The following is an 18,060-nucleotide window of genomic DNA, read 5'->3' as shown; positions in this document are numbered from 1 at the left end:
CAGCCGTCACAATTCGATCCGGTCGATCATGGACTGGGTTATCAGGCAAATCCCCTTCTCCGTGCGACGGAAACGCTGCGCGTCGAGCTCGGGGTCCTCGCCGACGACGAGCCCCTCGGGAATCCGCACATGGGAATCGATCACGACGTTCTTCAGCCGCGCCCCGCGGCCGACCTCGACATAGGGCAGGATCACGCCGTTTTCGATCGAGCCGTAGGAATTCACCCGCACCCCAGTGAACAGCAACGCGCGGCGCAGCGAGGAGCCGGAGATGATGCAGCCGCCCGAGACCAGCGAGGAAATCGCCTGCCCGCGCCGGCCCTCGTCGTCGTGCACGAACTTGGCCGGCGGGGTGATCTCGGCATAGGTCCAGATCGGCCAGTCCCGGTCGTAGAGGTCGAGTTCCGGCACGATCTCGGTCAGGTCGATATTGGCCTCCCAATAGGCATCGACCGTTCCCACGTCCCGCCAGTAGGGGGCGGTCTCCATGTCGGAGCGCACGCAGGAGCGCGAGAAGTGGTGCGCCACCGCCTTACCGTTCTTGACGATGTAGGGGATGATGTCCTTGCCGAAATCATGGGTCGACAGCGGATCGGCGGCGTCGCGTCGCAGCAGGTCGATCAGGAAATTGGTCTCGAACACATAGATGCCCATGCTCGCCAGCGCCTTGTCGGGGTGGCCCGGCATGGCCGGCGGGTTCTTGGGCTTTTCCAGGAAGGACAGAATCTTGTCGTTCTTGTCGACATGCATCACGCCGAAGGCGCTCGCTTCCATGCGCGGCACTTCCAGGCACCCCACCGTCACGTCGGCCCCCTGGTCGACATGCTGCTGGAGCATGATCTCGTAGTCCTGCTTGTAGATGTGGTCGCCGGCCAGGATGATGATGTGGCGGGTGTCGTAGGCCTCGATGATGTCGAGGTTCTGATACACCGCATCGGCCGTCCCGAGATACCACATGGTCTCGGAGACCCGCTGGCTGGCGGGCAGCACGTCGAAGCTCTCATTGCGCTCGTGGCGCAGGAAGTTCCAGCCGCGCTGCATGTGGCGGATCAGGCTGTGGGCCTGATACTGGGTGGCGACGCCGATGCGGCGGATGCCGGAATTGATGGCGTTGGACAGCGCGAAATCGATGATGCGCGACTTGCCGCCGAAATAGACCGCCGGCTTGGCGCGCCGGTCGGTCAGTTCCATCAGGCGGCTGCCGCGACCGCCCGCGAGAACATAGGCCATGGCCGTGCGGGCGAGGGGTGCATTTGGTGCCGGTGGCCTGGCCATACTCGCATTCTCCTTCTTGGCGTTTCCAGTGGGCGCGGCCGTTTGAGGCTCACGCCGGCTCCCATATGAAATAAAGCGTCGCGAGCGGCGGCAGCACGATCTGCGCGCTGGCGGGCTGGCCATGCGCGGGCACGTCCTCCGCTGTCACGACGCCCATGTTCCCAACGCCCGAACCGCCGTAATCGGCACTGTCCGTGTTCAGTATTTCCCGCCATGTGCCCGCCTGCGGCAGGCCGAGCCGGTAGAACGGCCGCGGCACCGGGGTGAAGTTCGACACCATCACCACCGGCGGGTCGCTCTCCGCGCCGAGGCGCATCCAGGCAAACACCGACTGCGCGGCATCGTCGACCACGATCCAGCGGAAACCGTCCGGCCGGCAGTCGCCGACATGAAGCGCGGGCAGGTCGCGATAGAGGTGGTTGAGGTCGCGCACCAGCTTCTGCATGCCGGCATGATGCTCGCCCTGCCCGACCAGATGCCAGTCGAGCGAGCGCTCCTCGCTCCATTCGCCGCGCTGGGCGAATTCCTGACCCATGAACAGCAGCTTCTTGCCGGGATAGGCCCACATCAGCGCGTAATAGGCGCGCTGGGTGGCGAAGCGCTGCCAGTCGTCGGAGCCGCCCATGCGGGTGAATACCGTGCCTTTGCCGTGCACCACCTCGTCATGGGAGATCGGCAGCACGAAATTCTCGGTGAAGGCATAGGTAAAGCCGAAGGTGATCTTGTCGTGGTGCCACGGGCGGTACACCGGATCGAGCGACATGTAGTCGAGCGTGTCGTGCATCCAGCCCATGTTCCACTTGAAGCCGAAGCCGAGCCCGCCGGCATAGATAGGCGTGGAAACACCGGACCAGGTGGTGGATTCCTCGGCGATCACCACGGTGCCGGGATGCTCGGCATAGACGGTCTCATTGGCGCGGCGGATGAAGGCCACGGCGTCCTTGTTGTCGTTGGAGCCGTCCGGGTTGGGCGCCCATTCGCCATCCTTGCGCGAATAGTTGAGGTAGAGCATCGAGGCCACCGCATCGACGCGCAGCCCGTCAATGTGGAAACGGTCGAGCCAGTACAGCGCGTTGGCGATCAGCATATTCGCGACTTCGTGGCGGCCGAAATCGTAGATCGCCGTGTTCCAGTCCGGGTGGAAACCGCGGCGCGGGTCGGCGTGCTCGTAGAGCGCGGTGCCGTCGAAATGGGCGAGGCCGTGAATGTCGGTCGGGAAATGCGCCGGCACCCAGTCGAGCAGCACCGAAAGCCCGGCACGGTGCGCGCGGTCGACAAAGCGGGCGAAGCCGGCCGGGTCGCCGAAGCGGCTGGTCGGGGCGAACAGGCCGATCGGCTGGTAGCCCCAGGAGGCATCCAGCGGATGCTCGGAGACCGGCAGCAGTTCGATATGGGTGAACCCCATCCACGCCGCATAGGGCACGAGCTGGTCGGCCAGTTCGTCATAGGTCAGGAAGCGGTTGCCCTCGCCGCGCCGCCAGGAGCCCAGATGCACCTCATAGATCGACATCGGCCGGGCGATCGCCTCGCCTTCCGCGCGCGCCGCGACATGCGCCTCGTCGTCCCAGGTGAACTGGTCGGTGCGGGCGACGATCGACCCGGTCGCCGGGCGGAACTCACCGCGAAAGCCGAACGGATCGGCCTTCAGCGGCAGCAGCCGGCCGTCGGTGGAGACAATCTCGTATTTGTAGACCGTGCCCTCGGCGACATCGGGCGCGAACAGCTCCCAAAGCCCGCTGTCGACGCGCTTGCGCATCTGGTGGCGGCGCCCGTCCCATTCATTGAAGTCGCCGACCACCGACACGCGGGCGGCATTGGGCGCCCACACCGCGAAGCGCACGCCTTCTGTGCCCTCATGGGTGCAGACATGGGCGCCGAGGCGCTCATACAGCAGACGGTGGGTGCCCTCGATCAGCAGGTGGTCATCGAGCGGACCGAGCACGGGACCGAAGGAATAGGGGTCGCGCAGCTCCCACTGCCCGCCCGCGTTGCGCGCCCGCAGGCGATAGCGCGCCCAGGCGGGGCGCGCCTCGATGCGTCCCTCGAAGAAGCCGGCGTCTCGCCGGCGGTCCAGCGTGAGGATGACGCCGCCATCGTCCTCGATCGCCTCCAGCGTGACGGCGTGGGGCACGAAAGCGCGGATGACCAGACCCGTCCCGTCTTCGTGCGGCCCTAGCAGGGCGAAAGGATCGTCATGGCGACCGCCAACCAGTGCGTCGACCTCGTGATCTGGCGCCTGCCACGCATGCATCAGCAACGACCTTTCCTGCGGATCCCTGCCATCAAGACACGGACGCAGTACAGGTTCCGTTACTGCAGAAACAAAGTCCACTATCCGCAATCACTTCACTGCCGCACGGGGCGTGAAACGCCCCCGCCGGGTTCACCCGGCTTCCCCCAAGGGCCGCCCGGCAAGGCCGGACGGCGTTCGTGCGACCTTTCGGCGCGTGGCTCAGCGCGGCGCGCGGACAGGCACGTTCCAGATGTCCTTCGCATATTCGGAAATGGTGCGGTCGGAGGAGAACCAGCCCATATTCGCGGTGTTGATCGCGCTCGACGTCCACCATTCCGAGCGGGCGTGCCAGCGCGCATCGACGCGGCGCTGCGCATCCCAGTAGGCATCGAAGTCCGGCGTGACCAGGAAGTAGTCGTGGTGGCGCAGCGCGTCGACCAGCGGCTTGAAGCGGTCCGGCTCGTCGGGCGAGAACACGCCGGATTCGACGGCAGTCAGCACCTCGCCCAGATGCGGCGAGGCGGAAATGGCGCCGAACTCGTCGATGCCGGCGATGCGGCGCTGCTCCACCTCCTCGGCGGTGAGGCCGAAGATGAAGATGTTGTCGTCGCCGACATGCTCCTTGATCTCGACATTGGCGCCGTCGAGCGTGCCGATGGTGAGCGCGCCGTTCAGCGCCATCTTCATGTTGCCGGTGCCGGAGGCTTCCATGCCGGCGGTGGAAATCTGCTCGGAGAGGTCCGCCGCCGGGATGATGCTCTCGGCGAGCGAGACGTTGTAGTTCGGCAGGAACACGACCTTCAGCAGGTCGCGCACGGTGGGATCGTCGTTCACCACTTTCGCCACGTCATTGGCCAGCTTGATGATCAGCTTGGCCATGTGATAGCTGGCCGCCGCCTTGCCGGAGAAAATCTTCACTCGCGGCGCCCAGTTGCGGGCCGGGTTGGCGCGCATGGCATCGTAGAGCGCGATGGTCTCCAGCACGTTGAGCAGCTGGCGCTTATATTCGTGGATGCGCTTGATCTGCACGTCGAACAGCGCGCCGGGATTGACCTTGATGTCGAGCCGGTCGCGGATGATGCGGGCGAGCGCCACCTTGTTCTGCCGGCGCACCGCCGCCAGCCGGTCGTGCAGCGCGCTGTCGCCGGCCAGCGGCTCCAGCTTCTTCAGCTGGGCGGGATCGTCCAGCACTTCCGGCCCGCACACCTCGACCAGCAGCTTTGTCAGGCCGGGATTGGACTGCATGAGCCAGCGGCGGAAGGTGATGCCGTTGGTCTTGTTGTTCATCCGCTCCGGGAAGATGCGGTAGAAATCCTTGAAGACCGTCACCTTCATCAGGTCGGAATGCAGCGCGGCCACGCCGTTGATCGAGTGCGAGCCGAGGAAGGCGAGGTTGCCCATGCGCACGCGTCGGCCATGGTCCTCCTGGATCAGCGACACGGCCGAGAGCAGGCCGTCATCGTCGGGGAACTGGGCGCGCACCTTTTCGAGGTGCTTGGCGTTCAGCAGGTAGATGATCTGCATGTGGCGAGGCAGCACGCGCTCCATCAGCGGCACCGGCCACGTCTCCAGCGCCTCGGGCAGCAGGGTGTGGTTGGTGTAGGAGATGGTGCGGGTGGTGATGTCGAACGCCTCGTCCCAGGCGATGTCGTGCTCATCCACCAGCAGGCGCATCAGCTCCGCCACGGCGATCGACGGGTGGGTGTCGTTGAGCTGGATCGACACCTTGTCGGGCAACGAGCGCACGTCGCCGAAGCTGTCGATGTGGCGGCGCATCAGGTCGTGCAGCGAGGCGGCGGTGAAGAAATATTCCTGCCGCAGCCGCAGCTCCTGCCCCGCCGGGGTGGCGTCGCTCGGGTAGAGCACCTTGGAGATCGCCTCGGCCTTCACCTGGTTTACCAGCGCGCCGACATGGTCGCCCTGGTTGAAGGCGTCGAGCCGCAGCGGGTCGGCGGCGCGGGCCGACCATAGGCGCAGCGTGTTCACGTGCTTGCCGCGCCAGCCGACGATCGGCGTGTCGTAGGCCACCGCCTCCACGGTCTCGGCCGGATGCCAGACCTGCTTCTTGCGGTCGCCGCCGGCGGGCACCGCCTCGACCGAGCCGCCAAAACCGATATCGTAATAGACCTCGGGGCGCTCGAATTCCCACGGATTGCCGAAGGACAGCCAGTCCTCGGGATATTCCTGCTGCCAGCCGTTCTTCACCACCTGCCGGAACAGGCCGTGATCGTAGCGGATGCCGTAGCCATAGGCGGCGATGGAGAGCGTGGCCATGCTTTCCATGAAGCAGGCGGCGAGACGGCCAAGGCCGCCATTGCCCAGCGCCGCGTCCGGCTCGACCTGGCGCAGCCGGTCGAGATCGACGCCGAGATCGCCGAGCGCGGCGCGCACCGTGTCGAGCAGTTCGAGATTGGTCAGCGCATCAAACAGCAGCCGGCCGATCAGGAATTCCAGCGAGAGGTAGTAGACGCGCTTGCGGCCTTCCGAATAGGTCTGCCGCGTCGAGGTGATCCAGCGGTCGACGATGCGGTCGCGGGTGGCGAAGGCCGTGGCGAGGAACCAGTCACGGTCGCTCGCCGCCGCCGGATTCTTGCCCACCGCATAGGTGAGCTTGGAAATCACCTGGGCGCGGAACTTCGCCACATCGTCGCCGTCGGCGATCGCGCGCGAGAGGGTCTCCGGCTTGTCCAGCATCTTTTCCTCGACCTCGACTGTCATGTGCAGCATCTGCTCCCTAAGCGATGGCCCGTCGGACCGGCGCCATCGGCGCGGGCCCCCATCGGCGGATATCGGTTTCCCTTATGCAACCTTTTGGCCAACTTGCCGTCAGCCGCTCCGCCTCCTGAACGCGGCCAGCGCCAGCACCAGCCATCCGGCCATCAGAATAGTACCGCCCGTCGGCGCCGCCATGGGAAAAATCACCACGTTCCACACGACACGGCCGGCCAGCGCGCCGCTGAACAGCGCCGTGCCCAGCGCGATCATCCCGCCGGACACGTCGGCGAAGGACCAGCCCGGCCCCTGCGCGATGGCGAGCGCGGCGGTCGCGGCCAGCGCGCAGGCGCCGATCATGAGGAAAGTGGCAGCGGTCGTCAAAGCGGGGTCGGAAAAGGCATGGGCGCCGGCGGCGGCGGCGGCGACCCCGGCCATGCCGAACAAGCCCGCGAGAAGGACGATCAGGCGGCGGAACAGGGTCATTGGCTCACTCCGTGGCGATGAGGTGGAAGAACGCGCCGGAGACCGGCCCGCGCCGGCCGCCCGCCTCGCCCATCGGTTTACCCTGCCCGTCGCTCAGCGCGACCAGCGGCGCATCGTCGCCCGCCTGTGTGACGCTGGCATAATGGAATTCGTGGCCGCGCAGGGGCAGCCCCGCCGGACCGATGCCGGAGGCCGCCAGCGTCACCGCACGGCGATAGCCGAGATTGAGCCGGCGCTTGCGGAAGCTGGTGGCATGGCCGAGCAGGCCGAGCATCGCGTGGGTCTGGCCATCGGCATCTTCCAGCGCCTCGCCAAGCAGCATGAAGCCCCCGCATTCTCCATGAACCATGCCACCGGCCGCGGCGAACGCCCGCACCCCGTCGCGGAATCGCGCGGCGCCCGCCAGCCGGCCGGCATGGAGCTCGGGATAGCCACCCGGCAGCCAGCAGGCATCGCAATCGCTACGCGGCGCCTCGTCGGCAAGCGGGGAGAATGGCACGATCTCCGCCCCGGCACGCCGCCAGCCCTCCACCACATGAGGGTAGGTGAAGCTGAAGGCGACGTCGCTGGCGAGCGCGATCCGCTGGCCGGGCGGGGGCAGCGGCACCGGCGCGGACACGCGCGCGGCCACGGGCGCACCAAGCGCCAGCAGCGCGTCGAGGTCGATATGCGCCTGCGCCATCTGCGCCAGCCGATCGAAATGCTCCGCCAAGGCGGGATGCTCGGCGGCCTGCACCAGGCCGAGATGGCGCTCGGGCAGGCTCACCGCTGCATCGCGCGGGATCGCGCCCACGACCGGAATACCGATCGCAGCGATCGCCTCGCTCGCCTGCACCCGATGGCGTTCGCTTGCCACCTTGTTGAGCACAACGCCCGCAATTCGCACGCCGGGATCGTGGCCGGCAAAGCCGCGCACCACGGCGGCGGCCGATTGCGACTGGCCGGAAATGTCGAGCACCAGCACCACGGGCAACTTCAGCCGCGCGGCAAGATCGGCGGCAGCCCCGCTGCGCCCCGGTTCGCCGGCAATGCCGTCGAACAGGCCCATCGACGCTTCGATGATCACGAGGTCCACCTCGCGCGCCGCGTCGCCCGCCAGCGCATCGACCAGTTCCGGCGCCATGGCGAAGCTGTCGAGATTGAGCCCCGGCAGGCCGCTGGCGGCGGCGTGGAAGGCGGGATCAATATAGTCCGGCCCGGACTTCACCGCCCGCACGCGCAGGCCTCGCCGTACCAGCGCCGCCACGACGCCGAGCGTCACCGTGGTCTTGCCGGAGCCCGAGCGCGGCGCGGCGATGATGAAGCCTTGGGAAGTCAGGCCGCGGGGACTCATTGCGCGATTCCTGATGCGCTGGCCTCAGCATGGCGCGCCATGCCCCCTCTCCTCCTCGGGGAGAAGGAAGAAATCACCCGTCGACGAAGGCGCGCGCTCATTCGCGCCCCCTAAACCGGCGCTGGTAATGGGCGTCGTAAAGCGCGCTCTCGCGGAATCCGTCCGCCGCCAGCGCCGGGCCGACCAGGATCAGCGCCATGCGCTCCACCGGCTCGGCGGCGACGCGGTCCTCGATGTCGCCGAGCGTGCCGGCGATCACCCGCTCCGCCGGGCGCGTCGCCTCCACCACCACGGCGACCGGGCAGTCGGCGCCGTACAGCGGCGCCAGCTCGCGCACCGCCTCGCTGAGCGCATGGATGGCGAGGTGAAGGACGAGCGTCGCCCCGGTGCGGCCGAAGGCCTCCAGCGTCTCGCGCGGCGGCATGGCGGAGGCGCGTCCGGAGACGCGGGTCAGCACCACGCTCTGCGCGACGCCCGGCACGGTCAGTTCGCGCCCCAGCAGCGCGCTCGCCGCCGCGAAGGCCGGCACGCCGGGGGTGAGCGTATAGGCGATGCCGGCGCGCTCCAGCCGCCGGATCTGCTCGGCCACCGCCGAATAGATCGACAGGTCGCCCGACTGCAGCCGCGCCACATCAAGCCCGGCGGCATCGGCAGCGCGAAACTCCGCCTCGATCTCGTCCAGCGACAGCGGCGCGGTGTCGACGAGACGGGCACCCGGCGGGCACCAGTCCAGCATCTCGCGAGGCACGATCGAGCCGGCATAAAGGCACACCGGGCAGCGCGCGATCAGGTCCCGCCCACGCAGGGTGATGAGGTCGGCCGCGCCGGGACCGGCGCCGATGAAATGCACGGTCATGATGCCTCCGCCTCACGCGCCAGCGCGCAGGTCACGGGGCCGAGCACGAAGCGCGGACCGATCAGGGTGGAGCGCCGCCCGGCGGCGGCAAGCGCGGCGGCCTCCGCCACCGAGGGCACCCCCATCAGCGCCACCACCCGTTCGGAATGGGAGAGCACGCGCGTGCCGGCGGCTTCCATCTGCGATTGCGGCACCATCACCAGCAAAAGGCCGAGATCGAGCGCCGCGCGCATGATGCCGGCTTCGCTGCCCTTCTGCGCCGGGGTCGCCATCAGCGAAATTTCGTGGAGCTTGACGCCATGGCGCTCCATGGCGCCGCGCACCGCCGCGCAGACCTCCTGCGCGGTCACGCCGCGACGGCTGCCGACCCCGGCCACGATCATCGCGCCGTCCCCGTCGGCTTCACCCAGCTCCACTGCGTCACCGGCATGGCGGGGCGCCAGCCGGTCATGTTCGCGACAGGTGCGGCGCGGGAAACCGCGATGCGGATCAGTTCGCCGCCGAGCGCGGCATGGCGCGCCAGCAGGAGCGCTTCGGTCTCCAGCGTCACCGCGTTCACCACCAGCCGCCCGCCGGGCTTCAGCGCGTCGAGCGCGGCGTCCATCACACCCGCCTCGCTCGCGCCGCCGCCGATAAAGATCGCGTCCGGCGCCGGTAGCCCGGCCAGCGCCGACGGTGCGGTGCCCTGCACCAGCACGAGGCCGGGGACACCGAGCGCGCCGGCATTGCGGGCGATACGGGCGGCGCGCGCTTCGCGTTCCTCGATCGCGATAGCCCTCAGCGAGGGATCGGCGAGCATCCATTCAATCGCGACCGAGCCCGCCCCGGCGCCGATGTCCCACAGCAGCTCGCCCCGGCGCGGCGCCAGCGCAGCGAGCGTCGTCGCCCTTATCTCGCGCTTGGTGAGCTGGCCGTCATTCTCGAACAGCTCGTCCGGCAGGCCGGGCGTCAGCGCGATGAGCCGGGCGCCCTCTCCCGCCTCGACCTCAAGGCCGACCACGTTCAGCGGGTTGATGTCCGCGAGGTCGAAGGCCTCCGCCGCGACGCCGCGCACCCGCTCCCGCGCGCCGCCCAGCGCTTCCAGCACATGAAGCCGCGAGCCGCCGAACCCCGCCGCCGTCACCAGCGCCGCCAGCGCCCGCGGGCCGTCGGCATCCGAGGTCAGCACCAGCAGCCGGCGGCCGTGATGCAGATGCGGGCGGATGAGATCGAGCGGTCGGCCATGGACGGACAGGCAGGTGATATCGGGTAGCGCCCAGCCGAGCCGCGAGGCGGCAAGGCTGAAGGCGGACGGAGCCGGTACCACCTGCATCTCTTCCGCCGGCACATGGCGCGCCAGCACCGAGCCGACGCCATGGAGGAACGGGTCACCGGAGGCCAGCACGCAGACATGTTTTCCGCGCGCCGCCAGCACCTCGCGCACGCCCTCCTCGAATGGGCTGGCCCACGCGACGGCCCGCCCGCGCACAGCCTCGCCGGCCAGCGCCAGATGGCGGGCGCCGCCGAAGACGATACCGGCCCGCTCGATCAGCGCCCGCGCGGCCGGCGACAGCCCCGCGAGCCCGTCCTCGCCGATGCCGACGATGGACAACCAGCGCCGGCCTGCTACAGGCTCGACGCCTTGCGCGAGAGGATCACAGTCCGGCATGGCGGCTTCCGACATCGACACGCCTTCAGGCTCGAACGCGCGGCTGCGCGTGCTGGTTCTGGGCGGCACGGGCGAAGCGCGTCGCCTCGCCGAGGCGCTGGCGGCCCGGCCCGCATTCGAGGCCAGCGTGTCGCTTGCCGGCCGCACGCGCAACCCGCTGGCGCTCGCCTTGCCGACGCGCACCGGCGGCTTTGGCGGGGTGGAGGGACTTGTCGCCTATCTCGAAGCCGAGCGCATCGATGCCGTGATCGATGCCACCCACCCTTTCGCCGCCATCATGTCGGCCCATGTCGCGGAAGCCGCGCAGATCGCGGGCGTTCCCCTGCTGGCGCTGGCCCGCGCACCCTGGAAGCCGCAACCCGACGACATCTGGCGCGAAGCGGCAAGCCTCGCGGAGGCGCTGACCGCTCTGGGAGCCGCCCCGCGCCGTGTGTTCGCTGCGCTGGGCCGCAACGAGGTGCAGGCTCTGGAGAGCGCCCCGCAGCACCATTACCTGATCCGCAGCATCGATCCGGTCGAGCCCCGCCTCGCCCTGCCCTCCGCCGCATACATCGAAGCGCGCGGCCCCTTCGCGGAACCGGACGAGCGCGACCTGCTCACCGGCCACCGCATCGACGCCGTGCTCGCCAAGAACAGCGGCGGACCGGAGACCTATGCCAAGATCGCCGCCGCCCGCGCGCTCGGCATCGAGGTGATCATGCTCGCCCGCCCGGCGCGGCCGGCGGTGGAGAGCGTCGCGACCATCGAGGACGCGCTGGCCTGGCTGGAGCGCCGGCAGCCGCGCCCTCATGCATCCCGATCTCATGCATCTACCGCCCGGCGCGGCGTATAGACCAGCGCCCGCTTGCCCGGCCGTTCCACGATTCGGGTTTCGATCGAGCCGACGATGATGCAGGTCGCCATGTCCGCCATGTGCCCGCGCGCATGGGCGAGCGGGGCGACGCGCAGCCGCTCGTCCGGCCGCCCCACCGCGCGGCCGAAGATCACCGGCACGCTCGAAGGCAGCTCCTCGCGCAGAATGTCGAAAGCGGTGTCGAGCTGGTGCGGGCGCGCCTTGGAGACCGGGTTGTAGAACGCCATGGCGAACCCCGCCTGCGCCGCGAGCCGGAGGCGCTTCTCGATCACCTCCCACGGCTTCAGATTGTCCGACAGCGAAATCGCGCAGAAATCGTGCCCCAGCGGCGCGCCGGCCTTGGCCGCGACCGCCAGCATGGCGGTGATGCCCGGCACGATCAGCAGTTCGATCTGCCGCCAGCTTTCCGGCCCCTGTTCAATCGCCTCGATCACTGCGGCCGCCATGGCGAACACGCCGGGATCGCCGCCCGAGACCATGGCGACGCGGGCACCCGAGGCGGCATGGGCCAGCGCGTCCTGCGCGCGCTCCAGCTCGACACGGTTGTCCGAGGCATGGCGCGCCTGCCCCTCGCGCGCCGGCACGCGCTCGACATAGGGGCCATAGCCATAGACCGCCTCGGCCAGCGCCAGCGCGTCCGCCGCCTCGGGAATGAGGAAGCGCTGATCGCCCGGCCCGAGGCCGACCACATAGAGAGTTCCACTCACCGCTTCTTCTCCCAGCCGGGCACCAGCACAATGGCGAAATAGGGCGCGGGCTCCTCCGGTCGCGTCGCCAGCGGGACATGGTGGCCCCCTGTCATGGTGCCGCGCTCGACATAGAGCGCCCGATCCAGCCGGCCGGCGCGGGCCAGCGCGCGGCGGATCTTCGGCAGGTTGCGCCCGACCTTCATGATGACCGCCGCATCGGTTCCGGCAAGCCGCTCGGTGAGCGCGTCTTCCGAGAGTGTGCCGGGCAGCACGCTCAGCACGTCGTCGCCCTGCGTGATCGGCGTGCCGGCCTGCGACCAGCAGCCGGACATACCGGTGACCCCGGCAATCACGTCCGTGGGGTAGCGATGGGCCAGCCGCACATGCAGGTGCATATAGGAGCCGTAAAACAGCGGATCGCCCTCGGAGAGCACCGCCACGGTGCGTCCGGCGTCGAGATGGCCCGCGACCACCTGCGCGGCCTGCTCGTAGAAGGCGTCGATCGCCGCGCGATAGGGCGTCTCGTCCTTCGGCATCTCGGTGGTCACGGGATAGCCAAGCGGCAGTTCCTCGATGCCGGCGCGGAAATGGGTGTGAGCGATGGCGCGCGCGTGGCTGGCATTGCCGAGCTTGGAGAAATAGGCGACCACATCGGCGTGCTGGAGCGCCCGCACCGCCTTGAGCGTCATCAGCTCCGGGTCGCCCGGTCCCACGCCGACACCGATCAGATGGCCGGAATTCATATGCCGGGCCTCGCCAGTGCGTTGACCGCGGCCGCCGTCATCGCGCTGCCGCCGAGCCGCCCGCGCACCACGATCCACGGCACGCCGTGATCGCCGGCCGCCAGCGCGTCCTTGGATTCCGCCGCGCCGACAAAGCCGACGGGAATGCCGAGAATCACCGCCGGCTTCGGCGCCCCGGCATCGAGCATTTCCAGCAAATGGAACAGCGCGGTCGGGGCATTGCCGATGGCAACCACCGCGCCCTCCAGTCGGTCGCGCCACAGTTCCAGCGCCGCCGCCGAGCGCGTGGTGCCGAGCCGCGCGGCAAGCTCCGGCACGGCCGGGTCGTTCAGCGTGCAGATCACCTCATTGCCGGCAGGGAGCCGGGCGCGGGTAATGCCGTGGGCCACCATCTGCGCATCGCACAGGATCGGCGCGCCAGCGGCGAGCGCGCGGCGGCCCGCCCGAACGGCGCCGGGCGCGAAGTCGATGGCGGCGGCAGCTTCCACCAGCCCGCAGGCATGGATCATGCGCACCGCGACATCGGCCTCCTCGGGCGTGAAGCGGCCGAGCTCGGCCTCCGCGCGGATGATGGCGAAGGAGCGCTCATAGATCGCGGTGCCGTCGCGGACATAGTCGAACGGCGCGGAACCGTCGGTCGCCGTCATTCCTGCCCCTCTGCGGCCAGCATGGATTCCATCCTCGCGCGCAACTCTGCCACCGGCACGATCCCGGCGGGTGCGGCGCGCGCGGAGCCTTCGACCACGATCCCGGCCCCTTCGTCCAGCCCCACGATGGTGAAAGCGGTGGGCGCGGGATGCGCGCAGCCCTTGGGACAGCCCGACACATGCAGGGTGCGCCCCCGCATGAGTGGGGCGAGCGCGAGCGCCAGCGGCCGGGTTTCCAGCGTTGCGGCGCCGCAGGCGGGCCGGCCGGCGCAGGCGAAGACGGCGCGGCGCGGATCGGCCGGATTGGTGATGAAACCGAGCCCGTGCGCCTGCTCGCACAGCCGGGCGGCGGCGTCCGCGCTCAGGCTTGATAGCAGCAGCGCCCGCCCAGCGGCCGGCTCGATGCCGGCCACGCCCTCGGCTTCGGCGTAAGCGGCAAGCCGCTCCAGCGCATCCGCCTGGCCATGGCCGAAAGCCAGTGCGAGGCCTAGTGCCACCCCGCCCTCGCGCAGCGGGTGAAGCCCGACCGGCTCGGCGGTTTGGACTGGCGCCGCGTCCTGCGGTTCGATCTGGAGCTCCTCGCGCATCAGCTCGGCCATCCGGGCCGCCGGGCCGCGCATGGCGAGGCGCGCCAGCAGCGCGACCGCCATATCGGCGGCCTCCGCCTCGGGTAGGGTGCCGATCGGCTGGCCGGCGAGCACCAGCCGCACCGATCCCGGCTCGTCGCCGACCGTCAGCGCGAGATCGGCGGAGAGCGCCGAGAGGTTGAGCGCGCCGCCGCTATCCACCACCACCGAGACTTTCGGCGCCAGCTCCGGAGCGCAAGGCGCAGCGCCGCTCTCGATCGCGCGGGCCAGCGGGCGGGGGTCGAAGGCGGCGTCCAGCGCCCGTCCCGCCAGCGCTGGAACTTCCACCGCCAGCCCCGGCCGCACCGCGATGCCGAGCGCCGCGATGGCGGCGGGAAGACGCGGCGCGGTTTCCGGGGTGAGGCCGCGGAGCTGCAACTTGCCGCGCGCGGTCACTTCCACCACTCCATTGCCCAGTTCGCGCGCCAGCCGGGCGAGGCCGGCAAGCTTTGCCGGGGTGAGCGGTTCGGCGGGGACGAGGCGGGCCAGCAGCCCGTCGCCGGTCTTCATCGGCTCGGGCAGGCTCGGGCAGGCGCCTCGGCGCAGGGAAGCCGTCATCCCGCGCTCCCCGCCGCCGCCCGCAGCGCCTCGCCATGGAAGGCCGCATCATTGCGGCGCGGATGCCAGAGCCCGCCGCGACGGGCCTCCTCCAGCCGCGCGGCGATGAAGCGCGCCGCCTCGGGCGAGGACTGCGCAAGGAAGGCGCGCACCGCCTCGTCGGCGACATAGGCGTCGTGCACCAGCTCGATAAGATGGGAGGGCACGGCGCGCGTCACCTGCGCGAAGCCAACCAGCCGGTCGACCGTCTCCGCCATTTCCGCCGCACCGCGCGGGCCGTGGCGCGTGAGACCCGCGATGTAACGCGGATGAACCCGCCCGCGCACGATCCGCGCCAGAGCCTGCTCCAGTGGCCGGGCCTTAGGGCGGGCGGGATCGGCGGTGTCGAGCACCACGAGGTCCGGGAGCCGGCCGAGCTTTGAAGCCGCCGCCGCGAAGCCGCCGATGAAGGCGAGGTCGCCATCGCCCTCCAGCAGGTCGCGGCCGGGGTCGTCGGCGCCGTGCACCAGAAGGTCCGCCGCCGCCACCCGCGCGACGAACGCGCCGGGCACCGGCCGCGCCTCCCCTTCCGCGCCGCCATAGGCGTGGGAGGCGCTGGCGAGATAGGCATCGCCCACCGCCTCGCGTGAGGCGTCGGCCTCCAGCATGTCGAGCCCCGCGCCATAGGCGCCCGGCGCGGTGCCGAAGATGCGCGGCGCGTCCTCGCCGGCCGCCGCCAGCGGGTTCTCCTCCGCGCTCTCGTCCCGCCGCGCCACTGCGCGCAGCGCGGCGTCGAGCAGCGCGATCTGCGCCGGGAACAAATCGCGGAACAGGCCGGAGATGCGGAAGGTGACATCGATGCGCGGGCGCCCCAGCACCGCGCAGGGCAGCACCTCGACGCCGGTCACCCGGCCGGTCGCCGGGTCCCAGACAGGCCGGGCGCCGATCAGCGCCAGCCCCTGCGCGATCTCCTCTCCGCCGGTGCGCAGCGTCGCGCTGCCCCACAAATCGAGCACCAGGGCGCGCGGCCAGTCGCCATGGGCTTGCATATAGGCGCGCAGCACCTCGTCCGCGCCCAGCCGGCCAAGGTCCATGGCGGTCGGGGTGGGCAGCGCGCGCGGGTCGCTGGCGTAGAGGTTGCGGCCGGTCGGCATCACATCGGATCGCCCGCGCCCCGGCGCACCGGCCGGGCCCGGCGGGACGCGGCGTCCGGCCAGCGCGGCCAGCAGCCCGTCACGCTCGGCCGCGCCGCAGGGGCCGCGCCCATAGACGTGAAAGCCGTCCTTGAGCCGCAAATCCTTGAGGTCGCACAGAAAGGCATCGATCCGGCGCAGCGCCTCATTGGTCTCGGGCTGGCCCTCCAGCCCGGCGTCGCGGGCAAATCCTGTGCGCTGGGCCTCTTCCACGATCAGCCGCGCCAGCTTCTCGCGACGGCGCGGGTCGAGCCCCTCGGCCTGCGCGTATTCATCGACCAGCCGCTCCAGCTCCTGCGCCTCGCCGGCAAGCGCGGCCTCCGTGAGCGGCGGCGGCAGATGGCCGAGCGTCACGGCGGCGATGCGGCGCTTGGCCTGCGCGGCCTCGCCGGGATTGGAGACGATGAACGGATAGGCGACCGGCAGGCGGCCCAGAACCAGCTCGGGCCAGCACGCGCCGGTCAGCGCGGCCTGCTTGCCCGGCAGCCATTCCAGCGTGCCATGAGCCCCCATATGCACCAGCGCGTCGGCGTGGTCCTGAAGCCAGAAACCGAAGGCGACAAGACCATGGCGCGGCGGCAGCGCGGGGTCGTGATACTGCGCCCGCCGCTCCGCATAACTGCCGCGATCGGGCGCGATGGCCACGGTGACGTTGCCGAAGGCACGGGCGCAGAACCGGAAGGCGCCGCCGATGAGATCCGGGTCGTCCTCCGGCGCGCCCCATGCCGCGTGGAGCGAGGCACGCGCCTCGTCGGGCAGTGCCGCAAGGCGCGCATGGTAAGCGGCGAGGTCGAGCGTCGCGGCGGGGTGAACCGAGGGAGAGGCATCCACTGGGCGCACATCGCCGACCCGTTCACCCGGGAACGCCCGAGAGGATTGGGTAAGGGCGCGCCCGCCCAAAATCTCCAGCAAATGCCGCTCGTCCGAAGGCGCGCCCTCGACGCGATAGCCCGCCGCGCGCAGATCATCGAGCAGCGCCCGCACGCTCGCCGGCACGTCGAGCCCCACCGCCCAGCCGGTACGGCCCGGTGCGCCGGCATATTCCGGCATGAGAACCGTTATCCGTTTTTCGGCGGCAGGAAGCGCGGCAAGGCGCGCCAGCGCCGCCACCCGGTCAGCAACCTGCGCCACCCGGTCCGGCTCCGCGCGGTTCACCAGCGCCGCGAAGCCGGGCACGCTCTCACGCTCCGCCGGCGCCTTGAACGAGAGCGCGCCAGCGAGGACGCGCCCGTCGAGCTCGGGCAGCACGACATGCATGGCAAGGTCCGCGCCGGTCAGCCCGCGCGCGCCCTCGCGCCACGCCTCGCGCCGCGTGGTCGCCACCACCGCCTGCAGCACCGGCACCCCCGGCGCGTCGAGCACGGTGGCCTCCCCAGGCTCGGCGGCGGCGAAGGCGGTCAGTGTCAGGATCACGGCCGGCTTTCGCGCCGTGAGCGCCTCGCGCAGGAAGGCGATGGAGGACGGCTCCTTCAGGCTGGCGACGAAGATCGGGCAGGGTTCGAGGCCCCGCGCCGCCAGCTCCACACACAGCGCATCGACCGGCGCGGTATCGCCGGCGAGCCACATGGATCGATAGAAGATGACGGGGATGACGGGACGGATATCCCCGTCGTGGAGCGGGCGGGGTGAGGGGCCGCCCTTCCACGTATAAAACCCCGCCAGCGGCACTGGCTGCGGCGGCTGCGCGTCCAGCACCACCCCGGCATGGCCCGCCATACGGTGCAGCAGGGCGCGCATGTTCGCCGGACCGCCGGCGCGGAAATAGCCCAGCAGCGCGGCCAGTTCCTCGACCGGCAGGGTCGAGGCTTCGCCGAGGCGCGGATCGTCGCGATCCTCCCCCGGCAGCACGGCGAGCGCGATGCCTTTCTCGCGCGCCAGCGCGCTCAGCCGGTCGACGCCATAGCGCCACCAGTCCAGCCCGCCGAGCAGGCGCACCACGATAAGGCGCGCATGGGCGGCCACGCGGTCGATCCAGAGGTCGACCGACATCGGGTGCTTGAGATCGCGCAGGCTGGCGAGGCGCAGGCTCGGCAGCTTGTCGCTCTCGCCTTCATAGGCGGCGGCCATTGCCCCCAGATCACTGTCGGTGAACGACACCACCACCATCTCGCCCGGCGTCTGGGCGAGGTCCACCGGCTCGGCGAGATCGTCGAGCGAAGCGCTGGTGGTGGCGAGAATGTGCATGAGCCTGTTTCATCCGCTCGTCCTGGCCGAGCCTAGCGAGAGCCG

At 70.2% G+C, this 18,060-nt stretch carries 14 protein-coding genes; 1 reads left to right on the top strand and 13 read right to left on the bottom strand.

Going from position 1 to position 18,060, the window contains the following annotated elements:
* Positions 1 to 6: 6 nt before the first annotated feature.
* The 8 genes from glgC to cbiE form a co-directional block, all read right to left on the bottom strand.
* Positions 7 to 1,275 carry a glucose-1-phosphate adenylyltransferase gene (gene glgC / locus VRZ77_RS09685; protein WP_414592441.1) on the bottom strand — a complete coding sequence of 423 codons (1,269 nt, stop codon included), beginning with the start codon at positions 1,273 to 1,275 and terminating at the stop codon, positions 7 to 9.
* Positions 1,276 to 1,324: 49 nt separating this feature from the next.
* Entirely contained in the window at positions 1,325 to 3,526 is a 2,202-nt protein-coding gene (gene glgB / locus VRZ77_RS09680; protein WP_414592467.1) for a 1,4-alpha-glucan branching protein GlgB, read from the bottom strand.
* 201 nt (positions 3,527 to 3,727) lie between these two features.
* Complete coding sequence (locus VRZ77_RS09675; protein WP_414592466.1) at positions 3,728 to 6,226, bottom strand: glycogen/starch/alpha-glucan phosphorylase; 2,499 nt, start codon at positions 6,224 to 6,226, stop codon at positions 3,728 to 3,730.
* A gap of 108 nt (positions 6,227 to 6,334) precedes the next feature.
* Positions 6,335 to 6,706, bottom strand: coding sequence for a DUF423 domain-containing protein (locus VRZ77_RS09670; RefSeq protein ID WP_414592440.1), 372 nt, complete (start codon positions 6,704 to 6,706; stop codon positions 6,335 to 6,337).
* Positions 6,707 to 6,710: 4 nt separating this feature from the next.
* Positions 6,711 to 8,024, bottom strand: coding sequence for a cobyrinate a,c-diamide synthase (locus VRZ77_RS09665; protein WP_414592465.1), 1,314 nt, complete (start codon positions 8,022 to 8,024; stop codon positions 6,711 to 6,713).
* A 112-nt stretch (positions 8,025 to 8,136) separates the two neighbouring features.
* A complete protein-coding gene (cobM, locus tag VRZ77_RS09660) occupies positions 8,137 to 8,895 on the bottom strand; it encodes a precorrin-4 C(11)-methyltransferase (protein WP_414592439.1) in 759 nt (252 codons plus the stop codon).
* Positions 8,892 to 9,278 (bottom strand): cobalamin biosynthesis protein, encoded by a 387-nt coding sequence (locus VRZ77_RS09655; protein WP_414592438.1) that lies wholly within the window; start codon positions 9,276 to 9,278, stop codon positions 8,892 to 8,894. The genes cobM and VRZ77_RS09655 overlap by 4 nt, the downstream gene beginning before the upstream one ends.
* Positions 9,275 to 10,543 carry a precorrin-6y C5,15-methyltransferase (decarboxylating) subunit CbiE gene (cbiE, locus tag VRZ77_RS09650; RefSeq protein WP_414592437.1) on the bottom strand — a complete coding sequence of 423 codons (1,269 nt, stop codon included), beginning with the start codon at positions 10,541 to 10,543 and terminating at the stop codon, positions 9,275 to 9,277. The genes VRZ77_RS09655 and cbiE overlap by 4 nt, the downstream gene beginning before the upstream one ends.
* Here cbiE and VRZ77_RS09645 point away from each other — a divergent pair.
* Positions 10,542 to 11,375 carry a cobalt-precorrin-6A reductase gene (locus VRZ77_RS09645; protein ID WP_414592436.1) on the top strand — a complete coding sequence of 278 codons (834 nt, stop codon included), beginning with the start codon at positions 10,542 to 10,544 and terminating at the stop codon, positions 11,373 to 11,375. The genes cbiE and VRZ77_RS09645 overlap by 2 nt on opposite strands.
* On the opposite strand, the gene VRZ77_RS09640 is transcribed toward VRZ77_RS09645, so the two are convergent.
* The 5 genes from VRZ77_RS09640 to cobN are packed head-to-tail and all read right to left on the bottom strand — an operon-like array spanning position 11,345 to position 18,015.
* Positions 11,345 to 12,103 (bottom strand): precorrin-3B C(17)-methyltransferase, encoded by a 759-nt coding sequence (locus VRZ77_RS09640; protein WP_414592435.1) that lies wholly within the window; start codon positions 12,101 to 12,103, stop codon positions 11,345 to 11,347. The genes VRZ77_RS09645 and VRZ77_RS09640 overlap by 31 nt on opposite strands.
* A complete protein-coding gene (locus VRZ77_RS09635; RefSeq protein ID WP_414592434.1) occupies positions 12,100 to 12,828 on the bottom strand; it encodes a precorrin-2 C(20)-methyltransferase in 729 nt (242 codons plus the stop codon). The genes VRZ77_RS09640 and VRZ77_RS09635 overlap by 4 nt, the downstream gene beginning before the upstream one ends.
* Entirely contained in the window at positions 12,825 to 13,475 is a 651-nt protein-coding gene (locus VRZ77_RS09630) for a precorrin-8X methylmutase (protein ID WP_414592433.1), read from the bottom strand. Before VRZ77_RS09630 ends, VRZ77_RS09635 begins: the two co-directional genes overlap by 4 nt.
* The gene (cobG, locus tag VRZ77_RS09625; RefSeq protein WP_414592432.1) at positions 13,472 to 14,659 is read right to left on the bottom strand and encodes a precorrin-3B synthase; all 1,188 of its coding nucleotides are present in this window, start codon (positions 14,657 to 14,659) and stop codon (positions 13,472 to 13,474) included. Before cobG ends, VRZ77_RS09630 begins: the two co-directional genes overlap by 4 nt.
* Positions 14,656 to 18,015, bottom strand: a complete 3,360-nt coding sequence (gene cobN, locus VRZ77_RS09620) for a cobaltochelatase subunit CobN (protein WP_414592431.1) — start codon at positions 18,013 to 18,015, stop codon at positions 14,656 to 14,658. Before cobN ends, cobG begins: the two co-directional genes overlap by 4 nt.
* Positions 18,016 to 18,060 lie beyond the last annotated feature (45 nt).

This window comes from Ancylobacter sp. G4_0304, from assembly GCF_047501495.1.
Taxonomy (GTDB): Bacteria; Pseudomonadota; Alphaproteobacteria; order Rhizobiales; family Xanthobacteraceae; genus Ancylobacter.
This window is presented reverse-complemented; position numbering and strand designations above follow the sequence as displayed.